A 16,908-nucleotide genomic window follows, 5' to 3' on the forward strand; every position below is an offset into this window, starting at 1 on the left:
TCTTTTTTATTGTCATTTTTAAGGTTTAAGCTTTTTTAGGCGTTCACTGTCAAGGTCTCCAAACAACCCTTGGGAGATCAGAATGATCACAGGAAACGTTCAGTATTTGGGCCAAACCCCGCCATCGCCAACCACGTTGCGCGAGCCCCAACAGAGCAATTCGAACTTCGCGGATACATATAACGCCACCAACGCAAGTCTCGACCGGATGATCGCGCAGTGGAGCGAAGACACGCCTTATGACGATATGGTGGCCGATGCCCGGACCCTTATGACGGGCGATGTTGAGCAAGACACAGAGATCCTTGCCACGGCATTGGGTCGTGTAAAAACACCCAATCAGTTGAACGTCTTTGTCGATGCGATGATCGCAGGCCCAATCTCTGATCAGTCACAATTATTGTCCAAGATTGTCGAAGGCGCGCGCAAAGGCAATACAGCCCTTTATGTCGAGCTTGAGCGTCTGGAAGCCGCGAAGCGGACATTGCAGTCAGAAGCACAGGCCAGCACCGATCCAAAAATGACCAAAGCCCGGGACACAATGATCGAAGAGATCGATCGCGAAATCGAACGGGTTAAAGAAATGATCCGCACGCAAGTCGAACAAAGCTTTGTTGAGGATATTGACTATACCGGCTGGCGCGACCCCAAATCGATTGCTGTCTCGGCGGCCATATCGCAACAGATGTCTCGTTTTGCTCAATAGGCTCTTCGCGGCAAACCACTCTGTTCTACGGTCTACATACCTTGATCTTTCGTGAGGCTCAGGTTTTGTACCATTGTCAATCGAGCATCGGCATCGCACGGGTCTGCCAGTTGGGCTGGGCCTTGCGGCCGGGGCAAAGATTTGGATGACATTGTCGGAACTGGTGTCAGAAGCGCTGGAAAACGCCTCCAGCCCAATGATCGCAAGTGCCGTGACCATGTAGATCGCAGGCATGCTCTTGTTCGAATTGATGCTGCCGGCGATCTAGTCGCCACCAAACCGCAATCGTGAAAGAGCGCCTTCTTTACGAGGCGCTCTTCTGCATTGATGTCTTACCCCTGCCACAGCTCTGTTTCAGGATGGAACTGCGACCAAGCGAACCAAAAGGCCTGGTGGCTGCCGAGGTCTGCGCCATCGGTAGACACCGCTTTGACTCCGCCGCCGTCCAATGTCAGGCGGATGTTTTCAAAAGCGATTTCTTGTCCGCGTTGCAGTGCGGCGATGGCTTTGGAGCGTTGGAAAGCAATCGGCTTGCCAGAGGCGGCGACAATGCCAATCACATCCTCATGCACCGGCAGACGCGGGTCCACGTCGCCAACCGGGAAGATCGGCCCGTTGGCGTCACGGCCATTGCGGAAGTCAAAATCACGCCCCAGCGCCAGATCTTCGATCAGGACCGTGGTATTGGGATGCGCTTTTTTCCAATCACCCCAGGTGGTTGTCACCACGCCGGCCTGTGTCAGCGCAACGCCTTTGCGCGCCAAAGGACCGGTGACAGCAGTGCCGAGGAACGTGTCAAAGACGGAATAGCTGTTCACGTCATACATCACCTTGTTCGACCGGATCAAAAGACCCGAGGTGCGCAGGATCGGACGTTTGATGCCACCGCCCAGTTCATCGGTGAAATAAGCCTGCGCCGCGCCGCACAAGGTGCAATAGGGAATGCCCAGATCCCGCCCGCCGAGGGTGTCGTTCACCATCTCGCGCACTTCCATGATCTGACGTGGATAGGCGCGCGCCTCCCCGTTGACCTCGACCCCGAACACAACGTCGCTGTCCTCGAGCCACGTTGCCTCGGCCGCGGTCTCAACCTCGGGATTGTCGGCGGCGGGAATGCAGTTGCAGGCCTCATCCGTGGTGTCAAAGGGGCGATTATCGATCAAAACCCCGCCCCAGGAGACGTGACGCCAGTCGATCTCGCCTTTGACAAAGATCTTGTCCCAACCTGGTACGACCGAGGTAAAGATACCGCGTTTGGCCTTCAGGTAGCCGGGAGGTTCAGGGATGTCCCAGGCAATCAGGTGGTCGGTGACAATGCCCCAGCTGTTCACACGCGGCGGGTCGATGTCCAACAGGCTGGCGGCGGTTTCCGTCAAGATCGCCGACAATTGCCCATTGGAGACAAAGCGCATCAGATCGCTGATGATCCAGGCCACGCGGGGGTCCTTGGACTCGGTGATGGCAATCATGGCGTTGATCTGATCCGGGCCCCAAGTGGAGCTGGCCACGCTGTCAACCAGCGCCACTTGGACCGCCTTTTTCAGATCACGGGGGAAGGCACCGGTCGGCACCGCGGGGGGAGTGCCATATTCGGCAATGACATAGTCCGGCAGAGCTGTGGATTGCGCCTCGGCCATGGGGGCGGCAATGAGTGATAGGCCCACAAGGGAGCCAAGAAAGAGCGAGCGGGAAACAGAGCGTCGTACAATCGACATAGTGTGACCTTTCGGGCGCGTCATGCGTCAAATAAAACAGGCCAAGGCCCGGCCCGTTTGTTCGCCGAGATCCCTGTCGCGCACAGGTCTTCGAAGCTAAACGAGCGCCTTTAAAATCTATGGAAATCCATCACGTAGGAAATCACGTTTCCTTCAGGGGTAAGTGAGGCCAAAAACTTGTGTGGTCTATTTCCGACTTCTTCAGTGTGAATAGACAAGCCGTTTATTTCCGACAATAACAGTCGGACGTTATCCCGGACCACATCGATGATCGTTTGCAGCTGCCAGAAAATCTCATCCACCGATATCTATGACGCCATCGACTGGATGCGCGCCTCCGATGCCGCCACGATCATCACGCCCTTGGAAAATCCCCAGAATGCGGCTGTTGTATGAAATTATTCGTGTCAACCATGCGCAAAAGTGACAAGCTGGAAGTGCCCGCAATACTGCGCAGCACGAAGGAAGCTGTGTCACACGGGAATGGCCACTAAGAAGGGCGACAAGAAAGTCATCGATTGCCTCAACAAGGCGCTGCGGGTGGAGCTAACCGCGGTCAACCAATTCTGACTGCACTACCGACTGCAGTCCGATTGGGGATATGGAAACCTTGCGAAAAAGATGCGTGAGGAATCTATTGAGGAGGAGCAACATGCGGACAAGCTGATCGACCGGATCATCTTTTTGGAAGGTCATCCAAACCTGCAGACCCTGGATCCGCTGCGCATCGGTGAAAACGTGCGCGAGACGCTGACCTGCGATCGGGAGGCAGAGATGGAAGCGGTGAACTCGATGTCGAAGCACGCAAGTACTGCGCTGATGCGGGCGACTACGCCTCGTTGCATTTGTATAAGGAGCCGATCCTGGACGAAGAAGGCCACATTGACTTTCTGGAAACCCAGATCGAGCTGCACGAAGGCATTGGCGCCAAAAACTACGGCGCACTGAACGCTGAATCTGCGGATCAGGCTGAATAAACGCCCCGACGATCAGGAGCTAATCGCATCAAAAGCCGCCTTTGGTTTGGGCGGCTTGTTTTTTTTCGAAGAGACCGTCCGCGTCCCTTCTAGGGATGCGTTATAAGTATTTGTAAAAAGATGAAAGACGCCTTGTGGTAAACACGCCTGTTGCCGATCAGGCGTGCCTGCGGTTAGGCTTTCACCTTTTTCTTAAATACTTAAAATCCAGACATAGGCCAAACCGAACACGGGCGCACTTAATGCGCGCCCTCTTTCTTGCCCCCAACCAACGGTATCAGGACCTTGGTCACCAGCGGAACCAGTGCCAGGCCAATCAGGAAGCCGAGGATCCCGTCGACAACCGCTTTTACGATCCATTCGGTTGCCGCGTCGCCATGGCCAACCGCATGCGCCCAGTTGTGAATGATCTCTTCCGGCATATGCCAGCCCATCTGATGCGCCGAATGCACGATAATCGACCCGCCAACCCACAGCATTGCGGCCGTTCCTACAATGGTCAAAAACTTCAGGAACCAGGGCATGATAAAGACGATGCCACACCCCAGCGCGCGCAGAGCATTGATTGGGCTGACCCGCGCCATCCACATGCCAAGATCGTCCATCTTTACGATAATCGCCACCACGCCGTACACTGCGATGGTGATCACGATCCCCACCACTGCCAATGTCACCGCCTGAAGCCACAACACGTCGGATTCAATGGTCGCCAGCGCAATGGTCATAATCTCGGCCGACAGAATAAAGTCGGTCTTGATCGCACCTTTGACGCGCTGCTCTTCCAGCTGCGCCTTGTCGCCCACATCATGGCTGCCGTTCGGCCCGCCTGAATGGTCATCATGGGGCATCAGCACATGCACGATCTTCTCGGCACCCTCAAAACTCAAGTAACAGCCGCCCAGGATCAACAGGGGTGCGACCAGCCAGGGCGCATAGAGCGACATCAGCAGGGCGACCGGCAACAGAAACACCAACTTGTTGATCAGCGAGCCGCGCGCGATGCGCCAGATCATCGGCAATTCGCGCGCCGGGGCAAATCCGGTGACGTATTTGGGGGTGACAGCGGCGTCATCGATCACAATGCCTGCGGCCTTTGATCCGGCCTTGGCCGTTTGTGTTGCGATGTCATCCACCGATGCGGCTGCGACCTTTGCTATGGCTGCAACATCATCCAAAAGCGCCAATAACCCGCTCATACCGTATTTCCTTCTTGTCTCTGGGACAGGTGAGTCTGCTGTGCACCCTAGCGAATATGGACCCGCAAACAAGCGTTAGCGCAACCGAAAATTTCCCCGTGCTTTATGTTATCGCAACCGCAAAATTCTGTTAACGCCAACGGTCATGTTTTGCGCTAACAGTTTGTCATTTATACACTTTTTTCCTTTGGCAAGTGCCGAGAGACCGCTATAGCGTGACTATCTGACGCTCGCTTGGAGAGATGCATTATGACCATTAAAGTTGGTATTAACGGATTTGGCCGCATCGGCCGCTGCACCCTGTCCCATATTGCGGGCTCAGGTCGCGACGACATCGAAGTCATCAAGGTCAACGCAACCGGCCCGCTAGAGACCGCCGCGCATCTGATCAAATACGACAGTGTACACGGCCGCTTCCCGGGTGAGGTTACGCTCGGCGAGAACACCATGAACATGGGCCGCGGCGACATGCAGATGTTCTCCACCTACGATATGGACACGCTGGATTGGGAGGGCTGCGATGTGGTCCTGGAGTGCACGGGCCAGTTCAACGATGGTGAGAAGGCCAACAAGCACATCGAACGGGGTGCTAAACGGGTGCTGCTGTCGGCACCGGGCAAGAACGTCGACCGCACCGTGGTCTTTGGCGTTAACGACCATCAAATGACCGCAGATGAGGTGATGATCTCCAACGGGTCCTGCACCACCAATTGCTTGGCCCCGCTGGCCAAGGTTCTAGACCAGACCGTGGGCATCGAAAGCGGCATCATGACCACGATCCATTCCTACACCGGCGACCAGCCAACCCTGGACCGTCGCCACAGCGATCTCTACCGCGCCCGTGGTGCGGCGATGGCGATGATCCCGACCTCGACCGGGGCCGCCAAAGCTTTGGGAGAGGTTCTGCCTGCGATGAAGGGCAAGCTGGACGGGTCCGCCATTCGTGTGCCAACGCCAAATGTGTCAGCCGTAGATCTGACCTTCCAGGCCGGCCAAGATGTCACCGCCGACCAGATCAATTCGATCATGCAAGAGGCCGCAATGGGCCAGATGAAGGGTGTTTTGGGCTATGAACCCGCCCCTCTGGTCTCGGTCGATTTCAATCACAGCCCCGAAAGCTCGATCTTTGCACCGGACCAAACCCGCGTTGTTGGCGGTCGTACAGTGCGGGTTCTAGCCTGGTATGACAACGAATGGGGATTTTCCTGCCGGATGGCCGATGTGGCCGTTGCGATGGGCAACCTAGGCTAATCGCCCTCTAACGCACCCAATGGGTTGAGATTTCCCGCCCGGTCAGGCATATCTGGCCGGGCATTTTGTTATTATCGGCCACCTTCATATGACACACAAGATTGCCGTTTGGCTGGGAAGCTTCATCCTGATTGCGGCAATTGCCGACGTCGTCCTGTTTGGCGATGAACATATGATATTCTTGGCCAAGAAATTCTTTGAGCTGACCCATTGGATGGCGTTCTGGCGCTAAACCCGGCCTCAGCCCCATAAAAAAGGCGACCACATGGGGCCGGCCTTCCCCATACCCTATCACAACGACCTTAGCCGTTTAGGCGCGCAACTAGCATATCGCGCACCTGTGGGGTGACAAATTTGGACACATCTCCGCCAAGGCGCGCGATTTCCTTGACGAGTTTCGAAGCGATCGCCTGATGTTTGGCTTCTGCCATCAAGAACACGGTTTCCACCGAGCTGTCGAGCGCGCGGTTCATGCCAACCATCTGGAACTCATACTCAAAATCCGCAACCGCACGTAGGCCACGCACAATCAGCTGGGCCCCCACATCGCGCGCGCAATCAATCAGCAGATTCTCAAACGGATGGGCGACAATCTCGGTGCCAGTCTGATCGCTCAAAATGGCGCATTCAGCTTCGATCATGGCAACGCGTTCTTCGAGTGTGAACAGCGGACCCTTGTCTCGGTTGATGGCAACGCCAATCACCAGCTTGTCGACCATCGCGCTGGCGCGTCGGATGATGTCGATATGGCCCAAGGTGATCGGATCAAATGTTCCGGGATATAACGCGACCCGCATGATGCCCTCCTCCTGGCATTCTGTTGCGGTCACGCAATCATATTTCGTGGCGGATTTGCAAGGCAAAACAGAAGGAAACCCGTCAAAAATGATAGATTTATGTCAGGCAGGCGCCGCAGTCCAAATCAACCGGCGGCGCCCTTTGCCCTATCGCATAAATCCCCGCAAAGAGAGTACTACATGCCGCGGATCATACCTTCCAAGGCGTCTTTTTCCATTTCCAGCTCGCTCAGCTGGGCTTTGACCACATCGCCCAGCGTCACAATCCCTTTGAGCTTGCCGTCCACCACAACTGGCATGTGGCGGAACCGTCCTTCGGTCATTTTGCGCAGAACATCCTCGGCATTATCCTGCGGGCTGCAGGTTACTAGCTTTTGGGTCATATATTCGCGCACGGGCTCGCTCAGACATCCGGCCCCGCTGACGGCGAGTTCACGCACGATATCACGCTCGGACAGGATGCCTTCGGCGGTGTCACCCGTGGATGAGACGATAACGGTACCGATCCTGTACTTTGCTAGAATCTCAGCTGCTTGAGAAACGGTTGCATCCGGCGACACGGTAAACACGCTGGCATTGGCTTTGGACTTCAAAATCAATTGGACTAGCATTACGCCTCCTACTCGTAATTTTATTTCACAATCACAAACGTTTCCGCAACACTAAGTCAAGTCAAGGCTTCCAAGGTTTCGATTTCTTCACGGATGCCTTTGGACAGTTCTTGCGCAAACCTGTTCAATCGGTCACTGCGTTGATCGCCCTGATGACGTACCAGATAGAAACTGCGGGTCAGGCTGACCTCATCGGTCAGAATTTTCCGCAACATCCGATGCGCCGGAAGAGTGAAATCATGGGCGACGCACAGTGCAGTGCCTTCCGCGGCCATCTTGATCTGGACCGCAACAGAGTTTGAGGCCATCTGGACCCGCTCCACCCCCAATTCGCTGAGGTAGTCGAGCTCCCGGTCAAAAATCATATCCGGGATATAGCCGATCATCTTGTGCTTTTTGATATCTTCCAGTGTCTCGATCGGGCCATGGTCGCGCAAGTAGTGACGTGACGCCACGAGATGTAATTTATAGTCGCAAATCTTCTGAACCAGCAGCTGACCGGCGGTTGGCGCGCTGACAGTAACGGCCATATCCGCCTCACGCCGGGTGAGATTGATCACCCGTGGCAGCGCCACGATCTGGATATCAAGGTCGGGGTTTTTCGCGGAAATGCGCGCAACCACCTGTGGCAACACGTAATTTGCACTACCGTCGGGCGCACCAATGCGGATCTGGCCTGACAATGTATCACTGGGACCGCTCAACGCTTCGCGCCCGGCCCGCATCGCTTGCTCGGCAGATTCCGCATGCGCCAGCAGACGATCGCCCGCAGCACTGAGTGCGTAACCTTGAGGCGATTTTACGAAGAGCGAGGTGCCAAGCGCCGATTCAAACCGCGACACACGGCGTCCCACCGTGGCGGGATCCATCTTTAACACCCGCCCTGCCCCCGACAGGCTGGCCTCGCGCGCGACTGCGAGGAAGACTTTCATATCGTCCCATTGTGGTTCCATTGCGCCTTTTCCCTTCTGGAAACCCGGAAAACCCTATTTTCTCCGTCACGTGACCGTATCGGCGACATGGTTAACCGGGGGTAAACTCATTGCGTTTTTGCAAGGTCCGTTTGAAATCTTTCCTCTGTCACAACGTTTTTTGCAATCCTATGATTGACCCAAGAACGCATTTTGGAGGATTCCCATGCAGGACCTGACCCATTACATCGACGGCGAACACGTTCCCGGAACGTCGGGCCGTTTTGCAGAAGCGCGCAATCCCGCGACCGGCGAAGTGATTTACAAGGTGCCGCTGGCCAGCCCGTCTGAGCTGGACGCAGCCGTGGAACGCGCAGCCATCGCGCAAAAAGAATGGGCCAAGGTCAACCCGCAGCGCCGGGCCCGCGTGTTCATGAAGTTCGGCGCGCTGATCAACGAACATATGGAAGAGCTGGCAGAGATCCTGTCGCGCGAACATGGCAAGACCATCCCCGACGCCAAAGGCGACATCCAGCGTGGCCTGGAAGTGGTCGAGGTCTGCATGGGCCTGCCCTCCCACCTCAAAGGCGACTATACCGTTGATGCCGGCACCGGGATCGACCTTTATTCCATGCGCCAGCCTTTGGGCGTTGTTGCGGGTATCACCCCGTTCAACTTCCCGGCCATGATCCCCTTGTGGAAAATGTCCCCGGCTGTGGCCTGCGGCAATGCGATCATCCTGAAACCCTCTGAGCGCACGCCCAAGACCTCGATGCGTCTGGCAGAACTGTTTGTTGAGGCCGGCCTGCCCGCAGGTGTGGTTCAGGTCGTGCATGGCGACAAAGAATGCGTTGACGCGATCCTTGACAATGAGACGGTTCAGGCGGTTGGCTTTGTCGGCTCGACCCCGATTGCGCAATATATCTATGGCCGTGCGGCAACCAACGGCAAACGCGCGCAATGTTTCGGCGGTGCCAAAAACCACATGATCATCATGCCCGACGCCGATATCGACAAGGCGGCAGACGCGCTGATCGGTGCCGGTTTCGGCGCGGCGGGCGAACGCTGCATGGCGATCTCGGTCGCGGTTCCGGTCGGCCAGGACACGGCTGACAAACTGGTGGACACGCTGGTGCCACGTATCGAAAGCCTGAAGGTTGCGCCCTATACCGGTGGCGACGATGTGGATTTTGGCCCGGTGATCACCGCCCAAGCCAAGGATCGCATAGAAGGTCTGATCTCCTCTGGTGTGGAACAAGGTGCCAAAATCCTGACCGACGGTCGCGGTCTGTCGATCCAAGGCTACGAGGACGGCTATTTCGTCGGCCCAACCCTGTTTGATGATGTGACCCCGGATATGGACATCTACAAAGAAGAGGTCTTTGGCCCGGTTCTGTCCATGGTGCGCCAGGACAATTACGAAGACGCGCTTCAGCTGATCCAGGACAACGCCTATGGCAACGGCACCGCGATCTATACCGCCGATGGCGATGTGGCGCGTGACTTTGTGGCCCGGGTTGAGGTCGGCATGGTTGGCGTGAACTTCCCGATCCCCGTACCGCTGTCCTACTATTCCTTTGGCGGTTGGAAAAAATCCGGCTTTGGCGATCTGGACCAATACGGTCCCGACGCGTTCAAGTTCTACACCAAGAGCAAGAAAGTTTCGGCCCGCTGGTTCTCAGGCATCAAAGACGGCGCGGCGCTGAACTTCAAAGCGATCGATTAAGACGCTCGAAATGACCGAAAAAGCCCCGGCAGTGACCGGGGCTTTTTTATGTGCGAAACAGGCCTCGCGCAGGATTAGGCAACCAGTTTTGCAGGCTCTGATGGTTTGGGCGTGTCCAGAATATCGGCGGCGCTTGCCGCTTTGATCAGGGGGGACAACATCTGGTGGAAATTGCGGTCTTTCCAGAACAGGTTGTGCGACAAGGGCGACATGCCGGTGATCCAGGGCCGTGTATTGATCCAGCTTTCTTGCAGTTCACCGCGATCCGCCATTGCTTGGTAATGCGGTGATGACGGTGCCAGCGACATGCCTAGGAAATCGTCACGGTCGTTGAAATTCAGCCACCAAGGTTTGCCAAGGTCGCGCATCTCTACCCGTTTGCCCGGATATTGGATCGGATGGATCTGATCGCGCGGTTCGTTGAAAGTAAAGACCGGGATATTGCAGCCAAAGGTGACAAAATGGGTCAATGTCTCAAACCGTTGAAAGCTGCTGTTGGGGGCCACAACCGGTTTATTGGCAAATTGGTCATAGATGTAGTTGGACATGATATGGCCACCCAGTGAATGGGCAAAGACCAACAGGGGCGTGTCGCCGCCGCCCAGCCGTTCCAGATCCTCCAGGGTTTCGCCAATCCGACTATGCACCGCCTGATACGTGCGGCTCCCCATATCCCCCGAACCACGCCGATAGGCCGCCGCATCCGCCAGACGGTTCATGGCAAAGCCACGCATCCACGGCCAGCGCGCGCCTTCGTTGTCCACCAGATGATCCAGGTAGTCATCCTGGCGTTTTTGCAGGATGTCGGACCAAAATATCTCCCGCCAGATGACGTTGTCAAAAAACGCATCCCCCATGACCTGCCGCAGGCCAAAATACATCTGATGAGAAAAAACATACTCATGTGGCGCCGGGCGCTCGGCCCCCTGGCTGCCCATTCCATGGATCACAGCAATTGCGATTTTCTGGCTCATAAATATGCCTCCCGTATTAAACGCATAAACAACACTCAAGCTTCTCTATAAAGGTAAGTATCGGCAAAGATCTGCACAAGGATACATAAAAGTGAAGCTGCCTGCCCTTGGCTTTTTCCTGCCGATGGACTTTAGATGCGCATAGATAATCATCCGCAATGCATCCCAACGATCAAGCAGAGTGAACAAGATGAGTAAGAGCACTTATACCCGCCGCGCCACCCTGTTGGGTCTGGGCGCCAGCCTAGCAACCCCATCGGTCTTGCGTGCACAGTCGACGGACGCATTCCCGCAGAATGAACCCGCCATTCGCGACCAGATCCCGGTGAACCGCAATATCTCGGCCTTTGCGCAGCAGCGTTGGCAGGACCATTTCGAAGAGCTTGGCGTAGGCTGCATCCTGGCGGATATCGATTCACGTGCGCTGCATTATTGGGCGGGCGATGGAGAAACCTATCGCCTGTTCCCCTCCTCGGTTCCCTTGACCGAAGATCTGACCAAACGCGGCTACACCGAAGTTGTGCGCAAACGCGAAAATCCAAGCTGGACCCCAACGGCGTCGATGCGCGAACGCGACCCCTCGCTGCCGATCCGCATGGATGGCGGCGAAACCGGCAACCCGCTGGGCACCCGCGCTATGTATCTGACCTGGCCGGCCTATTTGATCCACGGCACCCACGACACCCGCAAGATTGGCCGTCAAAGCTCGTCTGGCTGTATCGGTCTTTACAATCAGCACGTTGAAGAGCTGTTCAACCTGGTTAAAGTCGGCACGCAGGTCCGTCTGCTCTGACCCAAGGGTTTTAATGCCCAGACAGCACAAAGCCCCCGCCGTCTACCAAAGACGCGGGGGCTTTTTCGTCGCGGCCAGCGTGACCTTAATCAAGGCATCAGGTGATCCGGTTTCAACCCTTTTTCACAACGCAACAAAGCGCGCTCCAGCTGGTTTTCCCAATTGCGGGTGAACCTTTTGGTGTCAAACATCGGTGCAGTCTCGCGCTTTTGTGCGATTTTTGCCCGGATCGCCGATAGTTTTTCGGGGTTTTGCGCCAGATCGAGGATCAGCGCCTCGTAGTCTTCGGGCGTCTTTGTCACCAGTTCCGGCATTTCCATCGCATGTAGGATGCTGCTTGCGACCCGCGCCGCAAACTGCTGCCCCTCCAGTGTTACCAACGGCAACCCTGCCCACAGCGCATGCGAGGCGGTGGTATGCGCACATACGGCAAACGTGTCGAGGAACAAATCGGCGGCTTGGATCCGGGCCAGATGGTCTTCCTGTTCGACGCTGTCTGCGAAGATGAGCCGATCCGGATCCATCCCGCGCGCCTGGGCTTCGCTCCGCAAATTGTCGCGCGCCTCATCATGCAAGTTCCAAAGCCACAGAACGCTGCTTTCAACCTGCGCCATCACGCGCATCCAGATATCAAACTCCTTGGGTGTGATCTTGTAATTTGCGTTGAAACAACAAAACACAACCGCGTCTTTGGGTAGGCCAAGCTCAGCCCGGGTGGGGATCGTGGCGGAGATCTTTCTAGTGTCATCCGTCACCTGATAAGATTCCGGCATATAGATGATTTTCTCGGAATAATGGCGACGCAGGTCTTCCGGAATGACAACGGGATCAGCCACGATATAGTCGATTGTCTTGATGCCAAGCGTTCCCGGATGACCAAGGTAGGACACCGAGGCAGGCGCAGGTTGATACATCAAGATCTGCGGGCGGCCGTTTTTGGTGTGCCCCTTCAGGTCAATGGCGATATCGATTTCCTCTGACCGGGCGAGGTCTGCGATCTCAGTGTTCAACATACCCGCCACGGGATGATGCTTACATGCGGTTGCGTGTATCCTATCTTTCCACGGCTGAACCTGTTCGGCCGTTGTGTAGTCAAACAGATGGACTTGAAACCGGTCCTTGTCGTGCAGTTCCAGCATTCGGATCATCAGACGCATGGTCGCATGACGGTGAAAATCAGAGGAAAAGTAGCCGATGCGGATTTTGTCCGTCTCAGTCCGGTTCCGTGGATATGGACGTTTACTTTTGGGGACATTATAAACCCTGGAGACGTAGCTTTCGCAGACTTTCTTTTGAAGCGACGGATCGTCCGCCAACGCCAGAAAACTGCCTGGTGTAAAGCCGACTTTCAACTTCTTGAAGTCAGGTACGTTTTTTTTCAATGTCATCAAAATCACGCCAGTCACTGCGTGTCAGATCCAGCCGCGCTTTGCGCGCTTTGGCCTCGGTCAAATTCGGTGAAATTTTCAATGCGGTTTCAAACATTGTCGCTGCGTCAGCATGGCGATCCAAAGCTTCCAGCGCGACCCCAATGTTTACAAAGACCTGATAGGCCATGGGACTAAATCGCAAGACATTTTGGTAAGCCGCAATCGCAGCGACATAATCGCCGCGTTGGAATTCGGTCTCGGCGATCAAAGTATCAAATCGGCTGTCGGATTTATAAGTGGCGCGCGCATTGTTGAGCAATTACAGCGACTTCTCAGTTTGCCCTTTTCGGTTTAAGCCCAAGCACTTTATAGACAGGGAGTCCGGCGCTTTGGAGGGTTTGGCTTTTGGCAAAGCGAGGGAGGGTTTGTTTGACTGAAACGAAAAATGCTGCATCGAACATCCATGCAAAGTTTGATGATTGAAGGCCAATCCGAATGTGGAAGGTGCTCTTTAACAGAGGCCACGACTTCTTACCCATTTGCGACGCGTCTGTTGTTTTTCGACCAACACATTTACTTGTTTGCTCTGAACCACCGAATTGACCCACGTCGCGGCAGACCCACGCCGTTGTCCGTTGATACAAAGACGTTACCAACGGACACCAAAAAGGACGTAAATTTACAGCTTCAGATGGGCCGGTTTTAGGCCGTTTTCGCACCGCACCAACGCACGCTCCATGAGCTTTTCCCAATTCCGTGTGAAACGCTCAGTCGCAAACATCGCAGAATTGTATCGTTTGTCTTCGACCTTCGCACGAACCGCCGCAAGTTTGTCCGGATTTTGGGCCAATTCCAGGATAAGAGCTTCGTATTCATCCTTTGAGCGCGTGACCAATTCGGGAAGCTCAGAAGCCTGCAGGATGCTGCTTGCAACGCGTGCCGAAAATTGTTGCCCTTCCATTGTGACCAAGGGAATCCCTGCCCAAATTGCATCCGATGCAGTGGTATGCGCACAATATGCGAAGGTGTCGACAAACAGGTCTGCCTGAGCAATTCTTGCGAGATGTTGCTCTTGTGAGACCGTCGCTGCAAAGATCAGACGGTCTGGCGACACGCCTCTTTCCGCGGCAGCAAGTCGGAGATTTTCACGTATTTTCCCCGATTTACTATAAATCCAAAGAACGCTGTTATCGACTTGTTTTAGAACCCGCATCCAAATCGAGAAGGCATCGGGTGTGATCTTGTGGGTCGCGTTAAACGAGCACAACACCAGCGCATCTTCTGGCAAACCCAATTCCGCGCGGCTCGGTTTTTCAGCAGGAATCGGACGTTTGTCATCCGTTACCTGATAGCAGTCCGGCATGTAGATGATCTTCTCGTTGTAGTGTTTGCGATGCTCTGCCGGGATGACAACTTCGTCTGCCACGATGTAGTCGATATCTTTGGAGCCCAAGGTGCCGGGATAACCAATGTAGGACATATTAACAGGCGCAGGGTTCTTCAGGATGAGACCAACCCGGCTATTTTCTGTATGCCCTTTCAAATCGATCGCAATATCAATTCCATCTGCACGAGCCAAAGCGACGACTTCATCATCCGTCATGTCGGTACAGCGATGGTAGTGATCCACCATCCCTTTGACGCGCTCAGTCATAGCGTCCGGCATAATGGAATAATCGTAAATAGAGATCTCGAATTTATCTCTATCGTGATGTTCGAGCATTCCATTCATCAACCACATGGTGGGATGGAAGTGTATGTCGGACGAGAAGTATCCCAGACGGATCTTGTCCCCCGCACCGCGCACGCGCGGGGTCGGTCGCGCCTGTTTTAAGTCGCCGAATTTATCGTCGTAATATATTTCAGAACGCTTCTTCTGAAGATCAGGATTGTCGAGCATACGTAGAAACAAGCCTACAGAGAAGGACCCATCCGTTTTCTCAGAAATTCCTTCGAAGTCGGCGGTTTCGTCCCAATCTGACCAATCGCACGATTTTAGAGCATGGTCCAAAATATGCGCCTGAGCGGTCCGGTTTGAGGGGTCACATTGCAGCGCTTTCTTAAAGAGTTTTTTAGCCCCTGCGTGGTCGCCCATCTTCTGTAGGATTGCCCCAAAGGTAGAATAGACCGCTGAATTATTGGGATCTTTAGCGAGAATCTGCATGAGCGGCACGAGTGCCTGATCATAGCGGCCTCTCTTAAAATACAGATTCGCTAAAAGTTCTTTGACCACCAAACTGTCGGGAACGAGTTTCTCTGCAGCCTTCATTGCCACTTCTGCACCGTCAAGATCATCGTTTCGGAGCATTTTGTGCGCCAGGACCACAGTCTCATCAAATTTTCTTTGCAAAACCCGGCGATCCAGGTCCGACCACCCTGCATGCAAGGGATTTCCAGGTTGTACGTTCGGCGTCGGGTAGTTTGGCGTCGGGTAGTTTGGCATTGTTGCGCTGGCATTAAAGTTATTGGGTTGAAAATGTGCCACGACGGATTCTCCTGAGACGGTCCAGGCCATTCAGCAGCCCGGTAAGTGCGAATTTGACCCAAGTTTTCCGGCAATCTTCTTAAAATTTCGCCTCTAGGAGTTCGAAAGTTGGCAGTCCCGCACCGTTTGATCTTTCAAAATCGCAAAGCGGTCGTGCAAAACCGCTGCTTGCCTATGCATCGTTGACAGGGTATTAAATAAACGATCGTTCAATTCAACCGAGCCGTCGGGAGGAAAGGCTATGGATTTTGCATTGACCGAGGAGCAAACAGCAATATTTGACCTCGCGTATGATTTTGGCCAAACGCAGATCGCGCCCTTTGCGCGTGATTGGGAGCGTGATGGCACCATTCCGAAATCCCTGTGGCCCGAGCTCGGTGCCTTGGGGTTCGGCGCACTTTATGTCAGCGAAGACAGCGGCGGGTCTGACCTGTCCCGGCTTGATGCGACCCTAGTGTTTGAAGCCTTGTCAATGGCCTGCCCGTCCGTTGCGGCCTTTCTGTCGATCCACAATATGTGTGCCAAGATGATCGACACCTACGGCAGTGCCGCACTGAAACACCGCGTTTTGCCCGGTGTTTTGCAGATGCAAACGGTGCTGTCCTATTGCCTGACGGAACCGGGATCGGGCTCTGATGCCGCCGCGCTCAAGACACGTGCGACCAAGACGCCCCAAGGCTACACCCTCAACGGGACCAAGGCGTTTATCTCGGGCGGTTCCTACTCAGACGCCTATGTCACCATGGTGCGCACCGGCGATGACAGCCCGCGTGGGATTTCATGCGTGCTGGTCGAGGACGGCACGCCCGGCCTGTCCTTTGGTGCGCTGGAGGACAAGATGGGATGGAAAAGCCAGCCTACTGCGCAGGTGCAGTTTGACGATTGCGGCATCGGCGCCAACGCTCTGGTGGGTGAGGAAGGCAAAGGTTTCAAATACGCTATGGCTGGGCTAGATGGCGGACGGCTGAACATCTCGGCCTGCTCCCTTGGCGGCGCACAGCAAGCGCTGACCCAGACTCTACAATATATGTCCGAGCGCAAAGCCTTTGGGCAGACGATAGACCAGTTCCAGGCCCTGCAATTCCGGCTTGCGGATATGGAGATCGAACTGCAGGCGGCGCGGGTCTTCCTGCGACAAGCCGCGTGGAAGCTGGACACCGGTGCCCCCGATGCCAGTAAATTCTGCGCCATGGCCAAGAAATTTGTCACCGAGGCCGGGTCAAATGTTGTGGATCAATGTCTGCAACTGCATGGCGGGTATGGGTATCTGGCCGATTACGGGATCGAGAAGCTGGCCCGCGACTTGCGGGTGCATCAGATCCTTGAAGGCACAAATGAGATTATGCGCGTGATCACCGCCCGCCATTTGTTGGCCGCGAACACCTAAGGGAGCCTG

At 55.1% G+C, this 16,908-nt stretch carries 17 protein-coding genes and 1 pseudogene; 9 read left to right on the top strand and 9 right to left on the bottom strand.

What is annotated here, in order from left to right:
• The first annotated feature begins 82 nt into the window (after positions 1 to 82).
• Complete coding sequence (locus KMP13_RS00915) at positions 83 to 706, top strand: hypothetical protein (protein ID WP_215263560.1); 624 nt, start codon at positions 83 to 85, stop codon at positions 704 to 706.
• A 73-nt stretch (positions 707 to 779) separates the two neighbouring features.
• Positions 780 to 929: a hypothetical protein gene (locus tag KMP13_RS00920; RefSeq protein ID WP_215263561.1), complete on the top strand. Its 150-nt coding sequence runs from the start codon at positions 780 to 782 to the stop codon at positions 927 to 929.
• A 109-nt stretch (positions 930 to 1,038) separates the two neighbouring features.
• Here KMP13_RS00920 and KMP13_RS00925 read toward each other — a convergent pair whose 3' ends face one another.
• On the bottom strand, positions 1,039 to 2,421 hold the full coding sequence (locus KMP13_RS00925) for a DUF3179 domain-containing (seleno)protein (protein WP_215263562.1): 1,383 nt from the start codon (positions 2,419 to 2,421) through the stop codon (positions 1,039 to 1,041).
• 267 nt (positions 2,422 to 2,688) lie between these two features.
• Here KMP13_RS00925 and KMP13_RS21040 point away from each other — a divergent pair, with 267 nt between their 5' ends.
• The gene (locus KMP13_RS21040; protein WP_435370322.1) at positions 2,689 to 2,817 is read left to right on the top strand and encodes a hypothetical protein; all 129 of its coding nucleotides are present in this window, start codon (positions 2,689 to 2,691) and stop codon (positions 2,815 to 2,817) included.
• A gap of 87 nt (positions 2,818 to 2,904) precedes the next feature.
• Positions 2,905 to 3,398: pseudogene (bfr, locus tag KMP13_RS00935) on the top strand (bacterioferritin).
• A gap of 239 nt (positions 3,399 to 3,637) precedes the next feature.
• On the opposite strand, the gene KMP13_RS00940 reads toward bfr, so the two are convergent.
• The gene (locus tag KMP13_RS00940) at positions 3,638 to 4,594 is read right to left on the bottom strand and encodes a DUF808 domain-containing protein (RefSeq protein ID WP_215263563.1); all 957 of its coding nucleotides are present in this window, start codon (positions 4,592 to 4,594) and stop codon (positions 3,638 to 3,640) included.
• Positions 4,595 to 4,843: 249 nt separating this feature from the next.
• On the opposite strand from KMP13_RS00940, the gene gap reads away from it, so the two are divergent.
• Both gap and KMP13_RS00950 read left to right on the top strand, forming a co-directional pair.
• Complete coding sequence (gene gap, locus KMP13_RS00945; RefSeq protein WP_215263564.1) at positions 4,844 to 5,845, top strand: type I glyceraldehyde-3-phosphate dehydrogenase; 1,002 nt, start codon at positions 4,844 to 4,846, stop codon at positions 5,843 to 5,845.
• An 88-nt stretch (positions 5,846 to 5,933) separates the two neighbouring features.
• Positions 5,934 to 6,077, top strand: coding sequence for a hypothetical protein (locus KMP13_RS00950; RefSeq protein ID WP_215263565.1), 144 nt, complete (start codon positions 5,934 to 5,936; stop codon positions 6,075 to 6,077).
• A 70-nt stretch (positions 6,078 to 6,147) separates the two neighbouring features.
• Here the strand turns inward: KMP13_RS00950 and coaD are convergent, their stop codons facing one another.
• From coaD to KMP13_RS00965, 3 genes are all read right to left on the bottom strand, one after another.
• Positions 6,148 to 6,642, bottom strand: a complete 495-nt coding sequence (gene coaD / locus KMP13_RS00955) for a pantetheine-phosphate adenylyltransferase (protein ID WP_215263566.1) — start codon at positions 6,640 to 6,642, stop codon at positions 6,148 to 6,150.
• A 176-nt stretch (positions 6,643 to 6,818) separates the two neighbouring features.
• A complete protein-coding gene (locus tag KMP13_RS00960) occupies positions 6,819 to 7,253 on the bottom strand; it encodes a CBS domain-containing protein (RefSeq protein ID WP_215263567.1) in 435 nt (144 codons plus the stop codon).
• Between the two features lie 56 nt (positions 7,254 to 7,309).
• Positions 7,310 to 8,206, bottom strand: coding sequence for a LysR family transcriptional regulator (locus KMP13_RS00965; RefSeq protein WP_215263568.1), 897 nt, complete (start codon positions 8,204 to 8,206; stop codon positions 7,310 to 7,312).
• A gap of 184 nt (positions 8,207 to 8,390) precedes the next feature.
• Here KMP13_RS00965 and KMP13_RS00970 point away from each other — a divergent pair, with 184 nt between their 5' ends.
• Positions 8,391 to 9,890 (top strand): CoA-acylating methylmalonate-semialdehyde dehydrogenase, encoded by a 1,500-nt coding sequence (locus KMP13_RS00970; protein WP_215263569.1) that lies wholly within the window; start codon positions 8,391 to 8,393, stop codon positions 9,888 to 9,890.
• 74 nt (positions 9,891 to 9,964) lie between these two features.
• Here KMP13_RS00970 and KMP13_RS00975 read toward each other — a convergent pair whose 3' ends face one another.
• Positions 9,965 to 10,864 (bottom strand): hypothetical protein, encoded by a 900-nt coding sequence (locus KMP13_RS00975; protein WP_215263570.1) that lies wholly within the window; start codon positions 10,862 to 10,864, stop codon positions 9,965 to 9,967.
• A gap of 190 nt (positions 10,865 to 11,054) precedes the next feature.
• Between KMP13_RS00975 and KMP13_RS00980 the strand changes: the two genes are divergently transcribed.
• Positions 11,055 to 11,657 (top strand): L,D-transpeptidase, encoded by a 603-nt coding sequence (locus KMP13_RS00980; RefSeq protein WP_215263571.1) that lies wholly within the window; start codon positions 11,055 to 11,057, stop codon positions 11,655 to 11,657.
• 89 nt (positions 11,658 to 11,746) lie between these two features.
• On the opposite strand, the gene KMP13_RS00985 is transcribed toward KMP13_RS00980, so the two are convergent.
• From KMP13_RS00985 to KMP13_RS00995, 3 genes are all read right to left on the bottom strand, one after another.
• Entirely contained in the window at positions 11,747 to 13,045 is a 1,299-nt protein-coding gene (locus KMP13_RS00985; protein ID WP_215263572.1) for a UDP-N-acetylglucosamine-peptide N-acetylglucosaminyltransferase, read from the bottom strand.
• Positions 13,020 to 13,346: a tetratricopeptide repeat protein gene (locus KMP13_RS00990; protein WP_215263573.1), complete on the bottom strand. Its 327-nt coding sequence runs from the start codon at positions 13,344 to 13,346 to the stop codon at positions 13,020 to 13,022. The genes KMP13_RS00985 and KMP13_RS00990 overlap by 26 nt, the downstream gene beginning before the upstream one ends.
• Positions 13,347 to 13,706: 360 nt before the next feature.
• Complete coding sequence (locus KMP13_RS00995; protein ID WP_215263574.1) at positions 13,707 to 15,512, bottom strand: tetratricopeptide repeat protein; 1,806 nt, start codon at positions 15,510 to 15,512, stop codon at positions 13,707 to 13,709.
• Positions 15,513 to 15,753: 241 nt separating this feature from the next.
• Here KMP13_RS00995 and KMP13_RS01000 point away from each other — a divergent pair, with 241 nt between their 5' ends.
• Complete coding sequence (locus KMP13_RS01000) at positions 15,754 to 16,899, top strand: acyl-CoA dehydrogenase family protein (RefSeq protein WP_215263575.1); 1,146 nt, start codon at positions 15,754 to 15,756, stop codon at positions 16,897 to 16,899.
• Positions 16,900 to 16,908 lie beyond the last annotated feature (9 nt).

The sequence above is a fragment of the Epibacterium ulvae genome (genome assembly GCF_018678075.1).
Lineage (GTDB): Bacteria > Pseudomonadota > Alphaproteobacteria > Rhodobacterales > Rhodobacteraceae > Epibacterium > Epibacterium ulvae_A.